The organism is Streptomyces xylophagus (assembly GCF_000716435.1).
GTDB classification, from domain to species: Bacteria; Actinomycetota; Actinomycetes; order Streptomycetales; family Streptomycetaceae; genus Streptomyces; species Streptomyces xylophagus.
The window spans coordinates 1-18015 of record NZ_JNWO01000038.1 but is presented as its reverse complement, the minus strand read 5'-3'; the positions used below and the strand labels follow the sequence as shown (position 1 = coordinate 18015).

The window sequence follows — 18015 nt, the reverse complement described above, 5'->3', positions numbered from 1 at the left end:
CCGCGCGGTAATCCGGTTGACCGGCCGGAGGGTCCGTATGGATATTTATCTGCGTGACACAGATACTGCATGACACAGGTGCAACCGGAGGGGTCCCGCCTCTCCCCGCCCGCACCCGCTGGGCGATCCTCGCCGTCGTCCTCGCCGCCGACGTCCTCGACCTCCTCGACTCGACGATCACCAACATCGCCGCCCCGACCATCACCCGGGACCTCGGCGGTGGTCCCGGGCTCGTCCAGTGGCTCGGCGCCTCCTACGCCCTCGCCCTCGGTGTGCTCCTCGTCCCCGGTGGGCGGCTCGGTGACCGGTACGGCCGGCGGCGGCTCTTCCTCGTCGGGCTCGCCGGGTTCGTCGTCGCCTCCCTGGCCTGCGGGCTCGCCCCCGGTCCCGCCTTCCTCGTGGTCGCCCGTCTCGTGCAGGGTGGCTTCGGCGCGCTCGTCATCCCGCAGGGCTTCGGCATCCTCGGCGCGAGCTGGCCGCGCGACCAGATCGGCAAGGCGTTCAGCCTGTTCGGGCCCGTGATGGGGCTGTCGGCGGTCGGCGGGCCGATCCTCGCCGGGTTCCTCGTCGACGCCGATCTCGGCGGCCTCGGCTGGCGCCCCATGTTCCTCATCAACCTCCTGCTCGGCGGCGCCGCCCTCCTCGCCGCCCTGCGCCTCCTCCCGCGCGACACCGGCGACGGCACCGCCGCCGTCGACGGCCCGGGCTCGGCGCTGATCGCGGGCGCGATGCTCGGCCTGCTCGGCGGGCTCATCGACGGCTCGGAGCACGGGTGGAACGGGCGCGCGTCGGTCCTCCTGCTCCTCGGCCTCGCCCTGTTCGCCGGGTTCTGCCACCGCCAGCGCACCGCACCCGACCCCCTCATCCGGCCCTCCCTCCTCCACAACCGCGGCTTCACCGCCGGCCTGCTCCTCGGCGTCGTCGCCTTCGCCGCCGTCGCCGGACTCCTCTACGTCATCTCCCTCTACTTCCAACAAGGCCTCGGCCGCTCCCCCGCGGGCACCGCGCTCGGCCTAATCCCCCTCTCCGCCGGCATCGTCGTCGCCTCGATCGCCTGCTACCGGCTCATCCACCGCTTCGGCCGCCGACTCGCCGCCACGGGCCTGCTGATCATCCTGGCGGGCTGCGGCTACCTCGCCGCGCTGGTCGCCAACTCCGGGACAGGGGTGGGCGGTTGGGCCCTCGTCCCGCCCCTCCTTCTCGTCGGGCTCGGTATGGGCACCTGCTTCAGCACGGTCTACGACGTGACCATCGGCGACATCGAACCGGCCGAGGCGGGCAGCGCGAGCGGCTCGCTCAACGCGGTGCAGCAACTCGCCAACGCGACCGGGGCGGCGGCCGTGACCACCGTGTATTTCAAGGCCGTTGACGGTGGTGCGACCCACGCGCTGCTCGTCAGCCTCGCCGTGGTCGGCGCGGCCGTCGCCCTGTGCCTGTGTCTCGTACGGCTGCTGCCCCGTACGGCGCCGGAGGACCATGGTCACTGACCGCGCTGCTCGCACCGGCCCTCGACGGTCGCGCTGGTAGCTTTCGCAGCGGCCGGACCACAGCGGCAGAGACAGCAGCAGCGCCAGCGAGCAGAGCGGGAAGAGAGCCCCCGGTGAACCGAACTCAGGCCGCGATCCGGTGGTTCACGGCGGACAACAACCCCATCCAGGTCTTCGGCACCGTCGTCGGTATCACCGTCGCCGCGCTCGTGGTGCGGCCTATCGGCCTGTCCGGTACCGGGCTCGCGGTGCTGTGTCTGCTCGTGCTGGTCTCGCTGATGATGTGCACACGGCTGATCCCGGAGGGACGGCTGGCGCCCCGCGTGCAGCTCGCCGTGCTGTGCACCTGGTCGCTCGGGGCCGCCGCGCTGATGGGCCTGGACCGCTCCGGGGCTTCGGCCCTGTTCGCGTACTTCGTGACCGGGCACGCCGGATACCGCCTCGACAGCCGCCGCTCGCTGCCCTTCGCGGCGGCCACCAGCGCCCTGTGCGCGGGTGTGCTGCTCCTGCCGTGGGGCGGCCACGGCACCTCGTGGATGGTGGGCGCCTTCAGCGGGGTCAGTGTGCTGGTCGGACTCTCCAACCGCGCCCACACCGAGGCGCTGCGCTCCGCGCGGACCGCCGCCGAGCAGGCCGAGCTGGCCGCACGTGCCGAGGCACGGGCCGAGGCGCTCGCCGAGCGGGCCCGGATCGCGCGGGACGTGCACGATGTGCTGGCCCACTCGCTGGCCGGGGTGAACATGCAACTGGAGGTCACCGACGCCCTGTTGGAGTCCGGTGACATCGACCGGGCCCGGCAGGCGGCCCAGCGGGCGCAGAGCCTGGTGCGCTCGGGACTGACCGAGGTGCAGCGCACGGTCGGGGACCTCCGCGAGGACGCGCTGCCGCTGGTGGAGACGTTGCGGTCCCTGCTCGCGTCCGCTTCCGACGCCGGTACGCTGACCGTCGACGGGCCGCCGCGGGAACTGCCCGTCCGCCTCGCCCAGGTGATCGTGCGCTGCGCCCAGGAGGCGCTGACCAACGCGCACAAGTACGCGCCCGGCGCCCCGGTCCGCATGCGCCTGGAGCACCTCCCCGAGGAGACCGTCTTCGAGGTGGTGAACTCCGCGCCGCCGGCGGGTTCGCGGCCGCTGGCCGGTGCGGGGAGCGGGATGGGGCTTGTCGGGATGCGCGAGCGCCTCGACCTGGTGGGCGGCACGGTCACGGCCGGGCCGATCGTGGACGGCGACGACACAGGAGGATGGCGAGTGCGCGTGGTGATCCCGGGATGAGCGAGGAGCGACAGGGGCAGGAGCGGGGGCAGGACGGGCAGCAGGCCGTGGTGCGGGTCGTCGTCGCCGACGACCAGACCGCGGTCCGTGAGGCGCTGGCGACCGTACTGGATCTGCAGGCCGGTGTGGAGGTCGTGGCGACGGCGAAGGACGGCGAGGAAGCCGTGCGGGCCGCCGAGGAGTACGCGCCCGACGTGATCCTGATGGATCTCAACATGCCGCGGATGGACGGGGTGGAGGCCACCCGGCTGCTCGCCGAGCGCTTCCCGCAGGTCGCCGTCGTGGTGCTCACCACCTTCGCCGACGAGGAGTACATCCTCGCCGCGCTCGGCGCCGGCGCCCGCGGCTACCTCACCAAGGAGTCCGGCCGGCAGGACATCACCCGCGCGGTGCGGGCCGCGGCGGCCGGACAGTCCGTGCTCGACCCCGCCGTACGGGACCGGCTCGTCGCCGCCGCCGCGCGGGGCGGGACCCCCGTCGAGCGGCCGGGCACGGGACTCGCCCCGGACCTCACTCCCCGGGAGGTCGAGGTCCTCACGCTGATCGGCGAGGGCCTCACCAACCGGGGGATCGCCGAGCGGCTGGTGGTGAGCGAGGCGACGGTGAAGACGCATATCAACAACCTCTTCTCCAAGGCGCATCTGCGGGACCGGGCGCATGCCGTGAAGTACGCGTTCATCCACGGACTGGTGAAGACCCCTGGGTGACGGCCGCCCCGGCCGGTGCCAGGAAGCGCACGCGGGCCAGCAGCAGGAACACCCGGGTGAGGACCATGGCCAGCGCCATGATGACGAAGAACGGTGCGATGGCGTCCTGCACTATCTGGTGCTCCGCCATGAACGTGCCGAGGTGGTCGCGGAACCAGGTGTTGTGCTCGGCGAGGTAGATGAAGGCGACGCGCAGGGCGACCACCGCCGTCCAGATCGCCACGAACCCCGCTCCGCACCGGGTGTGGACGTGACCCGAGCCCGGGTCCCGCTCGACGCCGGTGGTGAAGGTGGCGACGACACCGCAGGCCAGTCCGATCGCGGCACCCACCAGGTAGACGACCACGTCGACGTGCTGGGTGGGCGCCCCCTTCAGATAGAAGTAGCCGATCGCCGACACCGTGCCGATCGGCATCAGCACCTTGTGCAGGTCGTACTTCCGGCGTCCGTACTGCGTCAGCATCATCACCGCGAAGATGCCCCCGCTGATCGCCAGTGCCTGCTCCATGTCCGTCATGACGTCGCACTCCTCGGTTTCCGGCGGTCCGTCCGCCGTGCGTTTTCCTGAGTGCGACTCTGCCGCCGATGCCGGAAAAGCTCCCGGACCCACGGGTGGAAATCCGGGTGGAGATGAAAGGTGGAGCCATCCCCTAAGGGCAGGTCAGGGGCCGTCGAGAGACAGCCCGGGGATCGCCCGGCGATCCCCGGTGCCCCTCAGGGCACCAGCACCAGCCGCCCCCGCACCCCGCCCTCCGCGAGCCGGGCGTGCGCCTTGGCCGCGTCCTCCAGGGCGTACGTCTCCGCCACCCGCAGCGTCAGTACGCCCTCCTCCACCAGCCGCACCAGTTCGGCGAGCCGCGCCCCGTCCGCGCTCACCTCCACCGCCCCGGTCCGCACCCCGCGCACCGACGCCGGCGCGGCCTGCGGAATCACCCCCGCGAACACACCCCCGTCCCGCACCCACTCCAGCGCCCGCTCCCCGAGAATCGCCGCGTCCAGCACCGCGTCGACGCTGCCCGCCGGCACCCCGTCGGTCGTGAACTCGGCGGCCCCCAGGGCCCGTACGAACTCCTCGTCGTCCGCACGCGCGAGCCCGGTCACCAACACACCGCGGTGAGCGGCGAGTTGGACGGCGAACCCGCCCACGGCCCCCGCCGCCCCCGTCACCAGCAGCGACTGCCCCGGCGTCAACTCCAGCAGATCCAGGGCCTGTACGGCGGTCAGCGCGTTCAGCGGGAGGGTGGTGGCGTGTGCCGCGTCGACGCCCTCCGGTGCCTTCGCCACCGCGTCCGTGTCCACGACGACGTACTCGGCGTGCGTGCCCAGCGGCTTGATCATGCCGTGGTCCAGGGCGATCACCTCGTCGCCGACCTGCCACGCGGTGGCGACGCCGGTCGCGTCCACCGTCCCGGCGACGTCCCAGCCGAACCCGAGCTGCTTGCCCGCGCCGCCGAACGCGCCGGCCCGCACCCCGGCGTCCACCGGGTTCAGCGCGGCCGCCGCCACCTTGATCCGCACCTGCCGGGCACCCGGCTCGGGAAGTTCCGTCTCCACGACCCGAACCGACTCGGGCCCGCCGAACGTCGTCACCACTGCTGCACGCATGCCTGACAGCTCCTCGTATGGGGTGTTCGCCTCGGTGTCTCCTCAGCTGTCGGCAACCCTAGGAAGAGCTACTATCCACGGGGAAGTAGTTACCTGAAGGTGCCTACCTACCCCGCAAGTGACCGGAAGCGACCCGGAGAGAGCGGAGGCCACGACCCATGGCGACCATGACGGCGGCCCAGCGGCGCGAACAGGCGCGTGTCGAGTACGACGCGTTCATCCGCAGCTGCCCCACCAACCAGCTCCTCGACCGCATCAGCGACAAGTGGGTCAGCCTGGTCGTCGCGGCCCTGGCCCCCGGCCCGATGCGCTACAGCGACCTCGCCCGCAAGATCGCCGGCGTCAGCCCCAAGATGCTGACGCAGACGCTCCGTTCACTGGAACGCGACGGCATCCTCTCCCGCACGGTCACCCCGTCCGTGCCGGTCCGCGTCGACTACGAACTCACCCCGCTCGGCAGCAGTCTGAGCATGCTGCTGCTCGCCGTGAAGGACTGGGCGGAGACCCACATCGAGGAAGTGCACGAGGCACGCGACCGCTACGACGGGGACGGCCAGGAGCCGGTCACACGTCCACGTCCCCCGCGCGCAGACGCGCGATCTGCCGCGCGCTGAACTCCGTCGTACGCCTCATGTGGTCGACGATCACGGCCAGTTGGGAGTCGTCGAGGTCGTCGAAGAGCGCGAACCAGCCACCGCCGAGCCGGTTCCACATCCGCCCGAACTCGGTGATCTTCTCCGGCACGGTCGCCACCAGCACCCGCCGCCGGTCCTCCGCGTCCCGCTCCCGGACGACGTAACCCGCCCGCTCCAGCCGGTCCACGAGGCGCGTCGCCGACCCGGTCGTCAGCCCGGTCAGCTCGGCGATCCGGCCCGTGGTCACCGGCCCGGCCTCCAGCGTGAGCAGGTTCAGACACTGCAGATCGGTGGGGTGCAGCCCGAGGCGGTCGGCGACGGCCTGGTTGAACAGGGCGTACGACGCCATGTAACGGCGCGAGACGGAGGACAACTCGTCCAGCAGCCGCGCCCGCGCGTTCCCGGACATGTCGTACCCCTCGTCGCCTGTGCCGTGCGGAGATCTGTGCCGTGCAGAGATCGAGATCGTACGACGAGGTCGCGGGCGTGGCTCAGCGGTACTACGGGTGTGGCTCGGAAGTACTACGTGTCACCGGTGTCGGGGCTCAGAAGTAGTAGGTGTCACTGGTGTCCAGGACGAGCACCCGCTGCTGGTCGTTGGCCCGGTTCCCGTCCACGGCGCCGCCGCCCCACACCGTGTCCAGCTCCAGCAGCACCTCGGAGGGCGTGCCCGCCAGCCGTACCCGCAGCTCGATCCGCTCGCCCGCCTCGTCGGCGGCCAAAGCCCCCGTCCGACAGACCACCACCCGGTCCCCCGACCGCGCACACCCCTCCGGCAGCGTCTGCCGATCCGCGAGCGGCTTCGACCAGCGCAGCCGTACGGTCGCGTCGGGGACCGCGGACGGTCCGTGGTTGCGCGGGGTGAACCGCACGTCGAACCGGCCGGCGGTCATGGCGGCGGAGCCGTGATAGGCGAGATCCGCCTCCGGGCCCGGCACACCGGGGGCCGCGCCCATCACCGCGAGCGCGGCACCCGCCACAGCGCCGACCCGTAGTACCCGTAGTACCCGCATGCCGTCCACGTGTCATCCACTCCTCAGTACGCCCGTCCACCGACCGCCGCTGCGGTCGTACGGATGTATCCCACGCGGAGCGCCCGACAGGCGCCGTCCATCAGGTGACACCCCGCGTGCGGGCGACACCCCGCGTGATTGGGTGGCGGCCATGCTCGTCCTCCGCTCCGCAGCCCTCTTCGTCGTCGCCGCCGTCTTCGAGATCGGCGGCGCCTGGCTGGTCTGGCAGGGGGTGCGCGAACACCGCGGCTGGCTGTGGGCCGTCGGCGGGGTCATGGCCCTCGGCGCGTACGGCTTCGTCGCCACCTTCCAGCCCGACGCCCACTTCGGCCGCATCCTCGCGGCGTACGGCGGGATCTTCGTCGCCGGGTCACTGGCCTGGGGCGCGGTCGCGGACGGCTACCGGCCCGACCGCTGGGACCTCACCGGCGCCCTGATCTGCCTGGCCGGCATGGCCGTGATCATGTGGGCGCCGCGCGGAAACTGAGCCCCCCTATCCTGGACGGAGTCGCCCGCACGAACCCGTTGATCCCTCCCGAGGAGCAGCCCCATGGCCACCGCCGCACCGTCCGCCGCCTCCCGTATCGCGGTCGTCACCGGGGCCAGCGGCGGAATCGGCGCCGCCACCGCCCGGCAGCTCGCCTCGGCCGGTTACCGCGTCGTCCTCACCGCCCGCCGCAAGGACCGCATCGAGGCGCTCGCCGAGGAGATCAACACGAACGGCGGCCAGGCCACGGCGTACGCCCTGGACATCACCGACCGCGCTGCCGTCGACGAGTTCGCGACCGCCTTCAAGACGATCGGCGTCCTGGTCAACAACGCGGGCGGCGCACTCGGCGCCGACCCCGTCGCGACCGGCGACCCCGCCGACTGGCGCACGATGTACGAGACGAACGTCCTCGGCACCCTGAACATCACCCAGGCCCTCCTCCCCGCCCTCACCGCGAGCGGCGACGGCACGGTCGTGGTCGTCTCCTCCACGGCCGGCCACGGCACGTACGAGGGCGGCGCGGGCTATGTCGCCGCCAAGCACGGCGCCCACGTCCTCGCCGAGACGCTGCGCCTGGAGATCGTCGGCACCCCGGTGCGGGTCATCGAGGTCGCGCCCGGCATGGTCAAGACCGACGAGTTCGCGCTGACCCGCTTCGGCGGCGACGCCGAGAAGGCGGCGAAGGTCTACGCGGGCGTCGCCGAACCCCTCACCGCAGACGACGTCGCCGACACCATCACCTGGGCGGTCACCCGCCCCAGCCACGTCAACATCGACCTCCTCGTCGTCCGCCCCCGAGCCCAGGCCTCGAACACCAAGGTCCACCGGGAGCTGTGATGCCCGACGAAGAGGAGCACCCGGGCCGCCCCGACAACTCCCAAGAGGCCATGGACAAGCGCCGGTTGGCCGAGGAGACCAGGAACGAGCGCAAAGTCTGGTACTTCCTCGGCTACTTCCTCTTCGGCATCCACATCGTCGCGTTCGTGATGATCTACGCGGTGACGCACGCGCCGAACAAGTAGGCCGACCAAGCAAAAGGGCTCCGTGGACAGACACATACCGTTCCAGAACCTGCCCAACTTCCGTGACCTGGGCGGCTATCCGACCCCTGACGGCCGCCGGGTCCGCCCCGGGCTCCTCTACCGCGCCGACTCCCTGGGCGAGTTGACCGAGGGCACCCCCGACTGGAGGCGCTTCCTCTCCCTCGGCATCGGCACGGTGATCGACCTCCGCTACCCCTGGGAGATCGAGCGCAGAGGCCGCGTCCCCGAGCACGCGTCGTTCACGTACCACAACCTGAGCATCGAGCACCGGCCGTACAGCCAGACGTCCCTGACCCCGGACATCGACCCGGGACCGTACCTGGCGGAGCGGTTCGCGGAGGTGGCCGAGGACGGCACGGAGGAGATCGGGCAGGCGCTGCGCGTGGTGGCGGCGGCAGCCGAGCAGAACACGCCCCTCGTCTTCCACTGCGCGTCGGGCAAGGACCGCACGGGCCTGCTGGCCGCGCTGGTCCTCGGCCTGCTGGGCGTCCCCGAACCGACGATCATCGAGGACTTCACCCTCACCGAACTGGCCACCCCCGCCCTCCTGTCGGCATGGCGGAGCCGCCACGACGGCCGCGCCCCGACCTGGCCGGCCTGGGGCCACGCACCGGAGGCGGTGATGCGGCTCTTCCTCGCAGCACTGACGAGCCGCTACGGCTCGATCGACGGGTACGTCACCAAGGCCCTGTCCCTGGACACCGCAGCCCTCTCCACCACCCTGCGCCGCGGCCTGCTCGAGCAACAGCCCACCACCTGGCCCGAGTTGACGTACCGCAAGGCCTCTGCCGCGGACGCCGCCCTGCTTGTCCGCCTGCGGGACACGGCGGCCCTGTGGCAACTGGCCCGGGGCATCGACCAGTGGAAGCCGGGCGAGAAGGGCGAGGCCCACTTCCGCAGACGTGTCGCGGAGGGCGAGGTCTGGCTGGCGTACGCCGACGGTTCGCCGGCCGGTGCCTGCGAACTCTGGTGGCACGACCTGGAGGCGTGGGGCCCGCGCCCGCCCGACGCGGGCTACGTCCACCGCCTGATGACGACCCCGCACACGGCACCGCCGGGCACGGGACGCCGACTCCTCGCACAGGCGGAGTCCCGTATCGCGGCCTCGGGCCGCACCTTCGCCCGCCTGGACTGTCTGGCCTCCAACCCCCGCCTGCGCGCCTACTACGAGTCGGCGGGCTACACGGTCGTGGGCGAACAGCGGGCGAAGGACGGCGGGTTGGGGAGCCCCTACTCGGTGACGCTGCTGGAGAAACGCCTCACCGCTTGACCCGCCGCTGCTTGAAGATCCACTCCCGGATGTCCTCGATCGTGTAGGCGATCGGCCAAGTGGAGTTGTGCTCAAGGGCGTTGGGGTTCTGCGCGGCCTGGGTCGCGGTGAGGGTCGTCCCCTTCAGGAAGGCCGAGTAGTTGACCGTCGTCCCCTTGGCCTCCAACTCCTCGACATCCGTCGCGAATTGGGCGGCGGTGGACCTGCCGTTCCAGGTCGCGCGGGCGACCTTCGTGCCGGCCTGCTCGATGACCTTCGTGATGGCGTTCTCGCCGGGGTAGGCCTTGGTGTCGCCCTCGGAGACGGTGATCCACAGGTTCTTCTTCGCGAGGGGAGCGGCCTGGGCGGCGGGCCACTGGCCGGCGACCACGAACGAGGCCGCGAAGAGATCCGGGTACTTGATGTTCAGGCCGAGAGTCATCATCGCGCCCATGGACTGGCCGGTGGAGTACAGCCGGTCCGCGTCGATGCGGTACCGGCTCGTCAACTCCTCGACCAGGTTGGCCGTCGCGTCGAAGTACGCCGTCGGCTTGTAGTCGTCGCTGACGACCACGGACGGGTACTGCGGCGCCAGCACGAACGCCTCGCGCACGGCCTGGTCCTCCGGGCCCGCCCAGCACACGGCACCGAGCCCCTGCACAAGGGTCGCCTTCACCGTGGTGCTGACCACGCTCGCATCATGCATGAAGAGCACGAGCGGGTACGACTTGGCGGTGCCGCTCTTGCCGCTCTTGTCGTCCTTGTCGTCCTTGTCGTAGCCCTTGGGGATGTAGAGGTTGTAGGGCAGGGACTTGCCGGTCTTCGGGTCCTGGAACGTGAACTGCTTGAAGTCGTCCACGACGGGGTTCACGGTACGGCTGGTGGTGACCTTGGCGGCGCTGTCGGCCGCGTAGGTGGAACCGCCGGTGGTCGTGACGGTGCCCGTCTGGATGACGGTCGCCTGCGCCTTCTTGATGTTGGCCGCGCCGCCTGTCGCACCGAGGGTGGGGCCGGGGACGACGCCGGGGGTACCGGACGACTGCGTCGGCTGAGCGGCCGAGGACGAGGACGAGGACTTGGACTGGGGCTGGGGCTGGGGCTGGGGCTGGGACGCCGAAGGCTTGGCGGAGGCATTCCCGCCCCCGTTTCCACCCCCGCCCCCGTTCCCGTACGGGCCGGAGATCCCCCACAGCAGCGCGCTGTCGTCGTCGGGGGACAACTCGACGATGACGTACGTCCCGTTGGTGCCCTGATCGGCCGTCGCCGCGGCGGTGTTGGCGTAGACCCTCGCGACCGTGCGGCCCTCGACCTTGAAGGACGACGGCGAGAGTGCGGACGTGTCGATCTCGGTGTCGTACTCGACGGCGACCGCGATGAATTTCTGGCCCTCCCCGTAGACCTTGGTGATCGCCGTGGCGCTTTTCATGTGCCCACCGCCACCGCTTCCTCCTGCTGAACCCGATTCACAGGCGACCAGTCCTGTGGTGGCCACTGCGGCCGCTCCCAGAACCCGCCCTAAAAAAGCACGCCTCGTAGCCATTTCCCTCATTCCCTCATTCCCTCATTCCCTCATTCCCTCATCGCCTCATCGCCTCATCGCCTCGATTCAGTTCAGGGATTTGATGATGCGGTCGATGCGCGCCGCGGCCTTCTCGGCGGTGCCCTTGATATAGAAGCCGTCGAGCGACTCGTAGGTGAGGTGGTCGAAATTCCACTTGTCGGGCATGTTCTTGGCGCCGCCCTCGAACATCGACATGACAAAAGTGCTGGAGAAGGACGAGTTCTCGCGGATCGCGTTCGCGGTGGTGGTGGACAGCTCCGGTTCCACACCGGCGAAGACACCCCGGCCGACCTGGAAGACCCAGATCGGCACCTGGGCGGTGCCGGTGGGGGTGAAGGTGGCCGTCTTGGTGGGCCCGCCGGGCTGAGCACCCTCGACCTGCGTGGTGGTGATGTCGTCGGTGACCAGCCGCACGACAACTCCCTTGCCGCTCTCGTACTTGGTGATCCCCCGCGCCACCCGCACGATCTCGTTCCCGAGCCGCTCGCCCTGCACGGTCAGCAGCGCGAACCCGGCGTCGTGCAGATCGACGCCGTAGGTCCAGCCCTTGTCCTTGTCGATCGTGTACCGCTTCGCACGGTAGGCCGGGAACTGGTCCCCGCACGCCCCGACGAGCCAGAAGCCGACGGCGCCGGGGTACTGCGCCTCGACGTGGGCCACGGCCGCGCCGGCGAGGTCGGCGGTGATCGGCAGGGTGCCGTCGGCCATCACCGAGTCCTGCATCACGCAGGACTGCACGTTGTAGTTGGCCAGCACGGCGATCGGGTTGCCGTCGAGGTCGTCGAAGCGAGCGACGTACACGCCCTTGTCCGAGGGGAGTTGCTCGTTCACCCCGAGCCAGTAGCCGTCGGCGGTGAGGACGTTGCGGTTGACGTTGACGTCGGACTTCCCGCTGCCGTAGCCGACTTGGGCGTCCTGGAGGCCCTTCACGGCGTCGGCGACCGCGGTCTTGGTGGCGGCGACGATGTTCTGTACGTAGGCCGCGGCGCCGGCCGACGACGTGCTCGCCTGGACGTGCGGCGCGGAGAAGCAGTGCGTGACGGTGACCATGATGTTCGCGGCGGCGATGCCGGTGGCGGCAGTGACGGCCTGGCGCATCAGCGCGATCGCCTCGGCGCTGATCGAGGTCAGGTCCAGCACGGCGAGCGCGATACGGCGGGAGCCGGACTCCACCAGCAGGACACGGACGTTGAGGTCGTCGTGCACGGCGGTGAAGCTGTCCAGCGGCAGCAGCGAGGCGGCCGGGGTGAACACGGCCTTGCCGACACCGACCTTCAGCCCGCCCACCGCCTGCGTGGCCGCCTGGGCGGAGGTGGCGGTGCCGAGGGCGGTCGCCTCGAGGGCGGTAGCCGCACCGGCGGCCACGACGGCCCGCCGGCTCAACTCGCTCTGATTCAGATACCGCTCAAGCATGTGCTGACCTCCAGGACGCTACGGGTGGGGTTCGGCTAACACCCGGGCAGCATCACAGCGAATTTCGAGGCCAGCAATAAGGAACGGGCGCAATCATTGCTTTCACAAATAGCGCACCTATTGAAATGAGCCACCCACAGGAAATCACAGCAACGAAACGCGAATTCACAGCAATCTCAGAGCGACCGCAGCGCGATGCCCCTTTTGGCTCACCGCCCTACCGAACCGTCCACCTGCTCCCGCAAAATATCCACATGCCCCGCATGCCGGGCGGTCTCCTCGATCATGTGCACAAGAATCCACCGCAACGACCGAACGACATCCGCCCCACCGGCGGCGCGAGCGGCAGGACGGGTGAGGTCACCACACCGCGCGATGACGTCATTGGCCCGCACGACGGCGTCCCGATACGCGGCGACGAGCCCCTCCCCGGTCTCCTCGTCCCCGACATCCATCCCGAAGTCCGGATACGGAACATCAGCACCGGCGAACGCCCACTCGAACCAGTACACCTCGGCGGCGGCCAGATGCTTGACGAGCCCGAAGACGCTGGTCCCGGAGGGAACACCGGGCGCCCTCCCGTGCTCCTCACCCATACCCTCCGCCTTCGCTACGACGGCTTCCCGTACGTAGTCCAGGAAGGCAACCAGGGTCGCCTTTTCGCCGGCGTCGACACCGTCGACATCGGGCGGCTGCACATCTCTCAGTTCACTCACAAGGGTGAACCGTATCGATCACCAGCACGTCGCTCGAACTGCCGACCTAGGCTCACGCCACAACATCAACACGACGGCCCTCGACCGGGACGGCCATCCCGACCGAGGGCCTGACCAGCACGGAAGTGAGGCTTCCCTGTGGCTGATTGCGAGCCTATCGCTCACCAGTTCATGGACCTGACGGTCCCTGAGTACGCGTACATGTTCGGGTTCTTGCAGGCGGATGGGCATCTGCAGCAAGGCGTCGGGCAGAAGGGCAAGTTGTCCGTCGAGATCAACGTCCGAGACATCGAGCTGCTGCACAAATTCCAGGAGCTGACGCCGTACTACAGCAGCGTCAACGAACGCACACGGTCCACGAACTTCGCCGAGACCTTGCACTCGGCGGTCTGGAGTCTCTGTTCCCTCGAAGCCAGGACCAGGATCAACGAACTCGGGCTGCCCTACGGCCGCAAATCGAAGGCAATCGCCCCGCCCAGCGTCTCGTTCTCACACCGCGACTATCTCCGGGGGATCATCGACGCCGACGGATCAGTGGGGTATACGAGCAAGGGGCTGCCCTTCGTGTCGCTGACCACGGCCAGCACCGCAATCGGCTCCTATGCGTGCTTCTACGCAGGAAAGGTCACCGGCGTCGAGCGAAGCCTCAAGCGCAATGCCCGCGACAGCATCTACAACATCCTCTACTGGACGGAGGCGGCCCAGACGCTGAGCACGCACCTCTACTACCCGGGCTGCCTGTCGTTGGGTCGCAAGCAAGCGGCGGCCAACTCCCTGGCCGACTGGGTCCGGCCAGCAGACATGAGGGTCGCACCGGACCGCCGGCGCTGGACGGCCCACGAAGACCGAGTGCTCCTCGAACTGAACAATGACCCCGCAGCAGCCAAGGCGCTGGGCCGAACCGAGAAAAGCTGCTACATCCGCCTCTGGCGCCTACGCACAGGCAAGGTTCCGTTGCCGAGTGACCGCTGACTAATTGATCGAGGCCCCGGGTTTCCGACCGGGGCCTCGTCCATCAACCCTTCACACAGATGAACTGCTTCAGCTTCGCCACGACCTCGACGAGATCCCGCTGCTGCGCCATCACCTGATCGATGTTCTTGTACGCGCCCGGAATTTCGTCCAGCACACCGGAGTCCTTACGGCACTCCACACCCCGTGTCTGGTCCTCCAGGTCCCGCACGGTGAAGTGCCGCTTCGCCGCGTTACGGCTCATACGCCGACCCGCCCCGTGCGAGGCCGAGTTGAAGGCCTTCTCGTTGCCGAGCCCCTTCACGATGTACGAACTGGTGCCCATCGAGCCCGGGATGATCCCGTACTCGCCGGAGCCGGCGCGGATCGCTCCCTTGCGGGTCACGAGCAGATCCATGCCCTCGTAGCGTTCCTCGGCAACGTAGTTGTGGTGACAGCTGACCTCCGTTTCGAAGGTCGGCTTCGCCTTCTTGAACTCCTTGCGGATCACGTCCTTCAGAAGCCCCATCATGATCGCGCGGTTGTGCTTGGCGTACTCCTGAGCCCAGTAGAGGTCATTCCGGTACGCGGCCATCTGCGGAGTGTCCGCAACGAAGACAGCGAGGTCACGGTCGACCAGGCCCTGGTTGTGCGGAAGCTTCTGGGCCACGCCGATGTGGTGCTCGGCCAGTTCCTTGCCGATGTTCCGGGACCCGGAGTGCAGCATGAGCCAGACGGAATCTGACTGATCAAGGCAAATTTCGATCATGTGGTTGCCTGATCCGAGCGTCCCCATCTGCTTTTCTGCACGCTCCCCCCGGAACTTCACCGCATCCGCAACCCCGTCAAACCGCCCCCAGAACTCCTCCCACCCCGCAGTAGCGAACCCATGCAACCGCCCCGGCTCAACAGGACTGTCATGCATCCCCCGCCCCACCGGAATCGCCTGCTCGATCTTCGACCGCAGCCGGGACAGATCGCCGGGAAGATCGTTCGCCGTGAGTGACGTCTTCACCGCCGACATCCCGCAGCCGATGTCGACCCCCACCGCCGCAGGACACACCGCACCCCGCATCGCGATGACCGATCCGACCGTCGCACCCTTTCCGTAGTGCACGTCCGGCATGACCGCCAGGCCCTTGATCCACGGCAGGGTCGCCACGTTGCGCAGCTGCTGGAGCGCGCCCTCCTCGACCGTCGCCGGGTCCGTCCACATGCGGATCGGAACCTTCGCGCCCGGCATCTCCACATACGACATCTCGTCCTCATTCCCCCGGAATCACACCAAAAGTCATACATCGCAAAACCGGCGCCAAGGTCAACGAAAGGGACAGCGGACCGGCGTCCACGGCTGTGCGTGCGATACACATTGTCTCCAGGGGGTCCCCCGGTGCGGCAAGCGATTAACCAGCGGGGACACTGGCAGACCCTGGATCGTTCAAGGGGTCGAGGGACGTCGGGGGACAGCGGACACCCCCGGCACACACCTGCATACCGACACGCCGACATACCGACATACCGACATACCGTCGAGAGGAGCCCGACCGTGCAGCGGAAGGCCTACGTACCCGGCGCCGCCGCGCTCCTCGTGGCGTTGCTGGCCGGCTGTACGAGCGGCTCGGCCGACAGCGGTACGACGGACGACGCGAACCCGGGTGAGGCCGGTACGGCGACGGCGGTGGCCCAGCCGGGCAAGTACCGCACGCTTCCGGAGCCCTGCGGGGCGGTCAGTCACGGCACGCTGGACTCCCTGCTGCCCGGCATCAAGCAGATCACGGACACGGATCAGCGCGAGACGGCGTACGAGGGCGACGCGACGCTGACGTTCGACACGGACCGCAAGGTGGGCTGCCGTTGGAAGGTGGAGTCCACGGACGCGACCGACCATCTGCTGGTCGACTTCGAGCGGGTGGTGTCCTACGACAACGCCGTGAGCGACGACAGCGAGGCGCAGACGATCTTCGCGACGAAGGAGACGGCGGCGGATCTTCCGGAGCCGACGGCGAGCGCCACGGCGTCGGATTCCGCGTCGGCATCGGCATCGGCCTCCGCGACGCCTTCCTCCTCCGCCACCTCCTCGTCGTCCGCGTCTGCCTCCGCCTCCGCCTCTCCGTCGCCCACCGGTCTCGAGCCCCGCACCCTCTCCGATCTCGGTGACGAGGCGTTCGTGGACGACGCGTTGAGCAGTTCGGGTTCGACGGCGAAGCAGCGCACGGTGACTGTGGTGTTTCGCACGTCCAACGTCATCGTGACCGTCGAGTACGACGAGCAGCCGGCGACGGTCGGTGTGGTGCCGGACAGCCAGAAGATGCAGGACAGGGCGCGGAAACTGGCCGCGCAGCTGGCCGACTCGCTGAACGGTTAGGGGCTCGCGCGGCGCCTTTCGGGGCCCCGCGCAAAGGCCGTGAACGGAGACCGCACAGCTGACTCACCGCGTACCGTGGCCCCTCGGACCCGATCCGACGGCAGGAACCACGAGCGTCATGAGTGAAGGAACCATGCATCAACCAGCACAGCGAGACCAGAGTGACCAGCAGCGGGCGAAGCGTCTGAGCCGCGTCCTTGTCTGTGCGGCCGCCGTCCCGGTGATGCTGATCGCGGCCGGCTGCTCCTCCGACTCCGGCTCCGGTGACGGGGCGAACAAGGAGAACGCGGGGAGCGATCTGACCGCGACCGCGTCGGCCGCTCCGACGGTGCAGGCGGCGGCGTACAAGAAGCTGCCCGAGCCGTGTCAGGTGTTGTCGAAGAAGACGTTGACCGATCTGGTGCCGAAGGGCGCCACGTCGGGCAAGGAGGGCACGTCGAGCGACACGGCGTCGCGGGGCAGTTGCTCCTGGACGAGCCTGGACAACAACGGGGTCAAGGGTTCGCAGTTCCGCTGGCTGAACGTGTCGTTGCTGCGGTTCGACTCGTCGCAGACGCAGGGCGAGGGCGACAAGCTGGCGCAGGCGTACTACGCGAAGCAGGTGCAGGAGGCGCAGTCGGTCACCGGCGCGAAGAACGCCAAGTCGGTGCCGGTCGCGGGTGCGGGCGACGAGGCCACGGCTGTGCGCTACGACCTGAAGAAGAAGGAAGGCGCCTTCAAGCAGCAGACGGTGGTGGCGCGGGTCGAGAACGTGGTCGTCACGATCGACTACAACGGCGCGGGTCTGGCGGGCGAGAAGGCGCCGAGCGCGGACGCGTTGACGAAGGCGGCGGAGAAGGCCGCGAAGGAGGCCGTGGCGGCGGTCACGACGGCCAACGGCACCGGCTCAGCCCCGGTGTCTCCGTCCCCCTCCCCCTCCGCCTCCAAGTCGGCGTCCAAGGCCGCATCCACCGCTCCCTCCCCCTCAGCGACCAAGAAGAGCTGACCGTCACATCCACATCACGTTCGAGCCTCAAGTCGCAGGTCAATGAAGCGTTTTGACGGAGCCCGGCACCTTTGGGGGCCGGGCTCCTGACAGACCGGCACCCGGGACGCCGCACACATGTGCCACCCTGTTGCGCGCAACAACATGTAAGGGGAGGGGAGTCCGGGTGTCCGCGCCCATTCAGCTCACACGTATGCACCGGGTGCTCATCGGCGTGGTGGTCTCCGGTGCGGTCGTCATCGCCGGTATCGGCTTCGCCGGTTCGTACGCCGCCGTGCGCGAACTCGCCCTGAAAAAGGGCTTCGGGAACTTCGCGTACGTCTTCCCGGTCGGTATCGACGCGGGCATCTGCGTCCTGCTCGCCCTGGACCTGCTCCTGACCTGGATCAGGATTCCCTTCCCGCTGCTGCGTCAGACGGCGTGGCTGCTGACGGTCGCGACGATCGCGTTCAACGGCGCGGCGGCCTGGCCGGACCCGCTGGGTGTCGGTATGCACGCGGTGATCCCGATCCTGTTCGTGGTCT

20 protein-coding genes are annotated in these 18015 nt (G+C 69.3%); 12 read left to right on the top strand and 8 right to left on the bottom strand.

Annotated features, from left to right (window positions below; genetic code table 11):
* Positions 1–53 precede the first annotated feature (53 nt).
* The 3 genes from OO70_RS46055 (at position 54) to OO70_RS46045 (ending at position 3465) form a co-directional block, all read left to right on the top strand.
* Positions 54–1487 (top strand): MFS transporter, encoded by a 1434-nt coding sequence (locus OO70_RS46055; RefSeq protein ID WP_043686195.1) that lies wholly within the window; start codon positions 54–56, stop codon positions 1485–1487.
* A gap of 113 nt (positions 1488–1600) precedes the next feature.
* Positions 1601–2758, top strand: coding sequence for a sensor histidine kinase (locus tag OO70_RS46050; RefSeq protein WP_078651833.1), 1158 nt, complete (start codon positions 1601–1603; stop codon positions 2756–2758).
* Entirely contained in the window at positions 2755–3465 is a 711-nt protein-coding gene (locus OO70_RS46045) for a response regulator (RefSeq protein WP_051742245.1), read from the top strand. Before OO70_RS46050 ends, OO70_RS46045 begins: the two co-directional genes overlap by 4 nt.
* On the opposite strand, the gene OO70_RS46040 is transcribed toward OO70_RS46045, so the two are convergent.
* Positions 3434–3982, bottom strand: coding sequence for a hypothetical protein (locus OO70_RS46040; RefSeq protein ID WP_043686193.1), 549 nt, complete (start codon positions 3980–3982; stop codon positions 3434–3436). The two genes, OO70_RS46045 and OO70_RS46040, sit on opposite strands and share 32 nt — an antisense overlap.
* A 197-nt stretch (positions 3983–4179) precedes the next feature.
* Positions 4180–5070, bottom strand: coding sequence for an NADP-dependent oxidoreductase (locus tag OO70_RS46035; protein WP_043686192.1), 891 nt, complete (start codon positions 5068–5070; stop codon positions 4180–4182).
* Positions 5071–5228: 158 nt separating this feature from the next.
* Between OO70_RS46035 and OO70_RS46030 the strand changes: the two genes are divergently transcribed.
* Positions 5229–5684 (top strand): winged helix-turn-helix transcriptional regulator, encoded by a 456-nt coding sequence (locus OO70_RS46030; RefSeq protein WP_051742243.1) that lies wholly within the window; start codon positions 5229–5231, stop codon positions 5682–5684.
* Here OO70_RS46030 and OO70_RS46025 read toward each other — a convergent pair.
* Together OO70_RS46025 and OO70_RS46020 are read right to left on the bottom strand one after the other, a co-directional pair.
* Entirely contained in the window at positions 5635–6114 is a 480-nt protein-coding gene (locus tag OO70_RS46025) for a MarR family winged helix-turn-helix transcriptional regulator (protein ID WP_043686190.1), read from the bottom strand. The genes OO70_RS46030 and OO70_RS46025 overlap by 50 nt on opposite strands.
* Before the next feature lie 136 nt (positions 6115–6250).
* On the bottom strand, positions 6251–6718 hold the full coding sequence (locus OO70_RS46020; protein WP_043686279.1) for a hypothetical protein: 468 nt from the start codon (positions 6716–6718) through the stop codon (positions 6251–6253).
* A gap of 151 nt (positions 6719–6869) precedes the next feature.
* On the opposite strand from OO70_RS46020, the gene OO70_RS46015 reads away from it, so the two are divergent.
* The 4 genes from OO70_RS46015 to OO70_RS46000 all read left to right on the top strand — a co-directional run bounded on the left by OO70_RS46015 (position 6870) and on the right by OO70_RS46000 (position 9521).
* Complete coding sequence (locus OO70_RS46015; protein WP_043686189.1) at positions 6870–7205, top strand: YnfA family protein; 336 nt, start codon at positions 6870–6872, stop codon at positions 7203–7205.
* Positions 7206–7268: 63 nt separating this feature from the next.
* Positions 7269–8045: an SDR family NAD(P)-dependent oxidoreductase gene (locus tag OO70_RS46010; RefSeq protein ID WP_043686187.1), complete on the top strand. Its 777-nt coding sequence runs from the start codon at positions 7269–7271 to the stop codon at positions 8043–8045.
* Positions 8045–8230: a hypothetical protein gene (locus OO70_RS46005; RefSeq protein ID WP_043686185.1), complete on the top strand. Its 186-nt coding sequence runs from the start codon at positions 8045–8047 to the stop codon at positions 8228–8230. The genes OO70_RS46010 and OO70_RS46005 overlap by 1 nt, the downstream gene beginning before the upstream one ends.
* Positions 8231–8252: 22 nt before the next feature.
* Entirely contained in the window at positions 8253–9521 is a 1269-nt protein-coding gene (locus OO70_RS46000) for a GNAT family N-acetyltransferase (protein WP_043686180.1), read from the top strand.
* Here OO70_RS46000 and OO70_RS45995 read toward each other — a convergent pair.
* The 3 genes from OO70_RS45995 to OO70_RS45985 form a co-directional block, all read right to left on the bottom strand.
* A complete protein-coding gene (locus OO70_RS45995; protein ID WP_051742241.1) occupies positions 9511–10926 on the bottom strand; it encodes a PHB depolymerase family esterase in 1416 nt (471 codons plus the stop codon). The genes OO70_RS46000 and OO70_RS45995 overlap by 11 nt on opposite strands.
* A 180-nt stretch (positions 10927–11106) precedes the next feature.
* Positions 11107–12474 carry a hypothetical protein gene (locus OO70_RS45990; RefSeq protein ID WP_043686175.1) on the bottom strand — a complete coding sequence of 456 codons (1368 nt, stop codon included), beginning with the start codon at positions 12472–12474 and terminating at the stop codon, positions 11107–11109.
* Between the two features lie 209 nt (positions 12475–12683).
* Positions 12684–13190: a DinB family protein gene (locus tag OO70_RS45985; RefSeq protein WP_051742238.1), complete on the bottom strand. Its 507-nt coding sequence runs from the start codon at positions 13188–13190 to the stop codon at positions 12684–12686.
* Positions 13191–13361: 171 nt separating this feature from the next.
* On the opposite strand from OO70_RS45985, the gene OO70_RS45980 reads away from it, so the two are divergent.
* Entirely contained in the window at positions 13362–14162 is an 801-nt protein-coding gene (locus OO70_RS45980; protein ID WP_234337098.1) for a hypothetical protein, read from the top strand.
* A 43-nt stretch (positions 14163–14205) separates the two neighbouring features.
* On the opposite strand, the gene OO70_RS45975 is transcribed toward OO70_RS45980, so the two are convergent.
* Positions 14206–15399, bottom strand: a complete 1194-nt coding sequence (locus tag OO70_RS45975) for an RtcB family protein (RefSeq protein ID WP_043686163.1) — start codon at positions 15397–15399, stop codon at positions 14206–14208.
* A 288-nt stretch (positions 15400–15687) separates the two neighbouring features.
* Here OO70_RS45975 and OO70_RS45970 point away from each other — a divergent pair, with 288 nt between their 5' ends.
* From OO70_RS45970 to OO70_RS45960, 3 genes are all read left to right on the top strand, one after another.
* On the top strand, positions 15688–16506 hold the full coding sequence (locus OO70_RS45970; RefSeq protein ID WP_043686161.1) for a hypothetical protein: 819 nt from the start codon (positions 15688–15690) through the stop codon (positions 16504–16506).
* A gap of 118 nt (positions 16507–16624) precedes the next feature.
* Positions 16625–17491, top strand: a complete 867-nt coding sequence (locus OO70_RS45965; RefSeq protein ID WP_043686158.1) for a DUF3558 domain-containing protein — start codon at positions 16625–16627, stop codon at positions 17489–17491.
* Positions 17492–17657: 166 nt separating this feature from the next.
* A partial coding sequence (locus OO70_RS45960) for a DUF2637 domain-containing protein (protein WP_158711607.1) occupies positions 17658–18015 on the top strand: 358 nt, incomplete at its 3' end.

Coding starts and splice junctions, on each gene's coding strand:
- OO70_RS46025 (WP_043686190.1), bottom strand. CDS start 6,114: ATGTCCGGGAACGCGCGGGCGCGGCTGCTGGACGAGTTGTCCTCCGTC.
- OO70_RS45975 (WP_043686163.1), bottom strand. CDS start 15,399: ATGTCGTATGTGGAGATGCCGGGCGCGAAGGTTCCGATCCGCATGTGG.
- OO70_RS46045 (WP_051742245.1), top strand. CDS start 2,755: ATGAGCGAGGAGCGACAGGGGCAGGAGCGGGGGCAGGACGGGCAGCAG.
- OO70_RS46010 (WP_043686187.1), top strand. CDS start 7,269: ATGGCCACCGCCGCACCGTCCGCCGCCTCCCGTATCGCGGTCGTCACC.
- OO70_RS45995 (WP_051742241.1), bottom strand. CDS start 10,926: ATGAAAAGCGCCACGGCGATCACCAAGGTCTACGGGGAGGGCCAGAAA.
- OO70_RS46030 (WP_051742243.1), top strand. CDS start 5,229: ATGGCGACCATGACGGCGGCCCAGCGGCGCGAACAGGCGCGTGTCGAG.
- OO70_RS45965 (WP_043686158.1), top strand. CDS start 16,625: ATGAGTGAAGGAACCATGCATCAACCAGCACAGCGAGACCAGAGTGAC.
- OO70_RS45990 (WP_043686175.1), bottom strand. CDS start 12,474: ATGCTTGAGCGGTATCTGAATCAGAGCGAGTTGAGCCGGCGGGCCGTC.
- OO70_RS46005 (WP_043686185.1), top strand. CDS start 8,045: ATGCCCGACGAAGAGGAGCACCCGGGCCGCCCCGACAACTCCCAAGAG.
- OO70_RS45980 (WP_234337098.1), top strand. CDS start 13,362: ATGGACCTGACGGTCCCTGAGTACGCGTACATGTTCGGGTTCTTGCAG.
- OO70_RS46020 (WP_043686279.1), bottom strand. CDS start 6,718: ATGCGGGTACTACGGGTACTACGGGTCGGCGCTGTGGCGGGTGCCGCG.
- OO70_RS46035 (WP_043686192.1), bottom strand. CDS start 5,070: ATGCGTGCAGCAGTGGTGACGACGTTCGGCGGGCCCGAGTCGGTTCGG.
- OO70_RS46040 (WP_043686193.1), bottom strand. CDS start 3,982: ATGACGGACATGGAGCAGGCACTGGCGATCAGCGGGGGCATCTTCGCG.
- OO70_RS46015 (WP_043686189.1), top strand. CDS start 6,870: ATGCTCGTCCTCCGCTCCGCAGCCCTCTTCGTCGTCGCCGCCGTCTTC.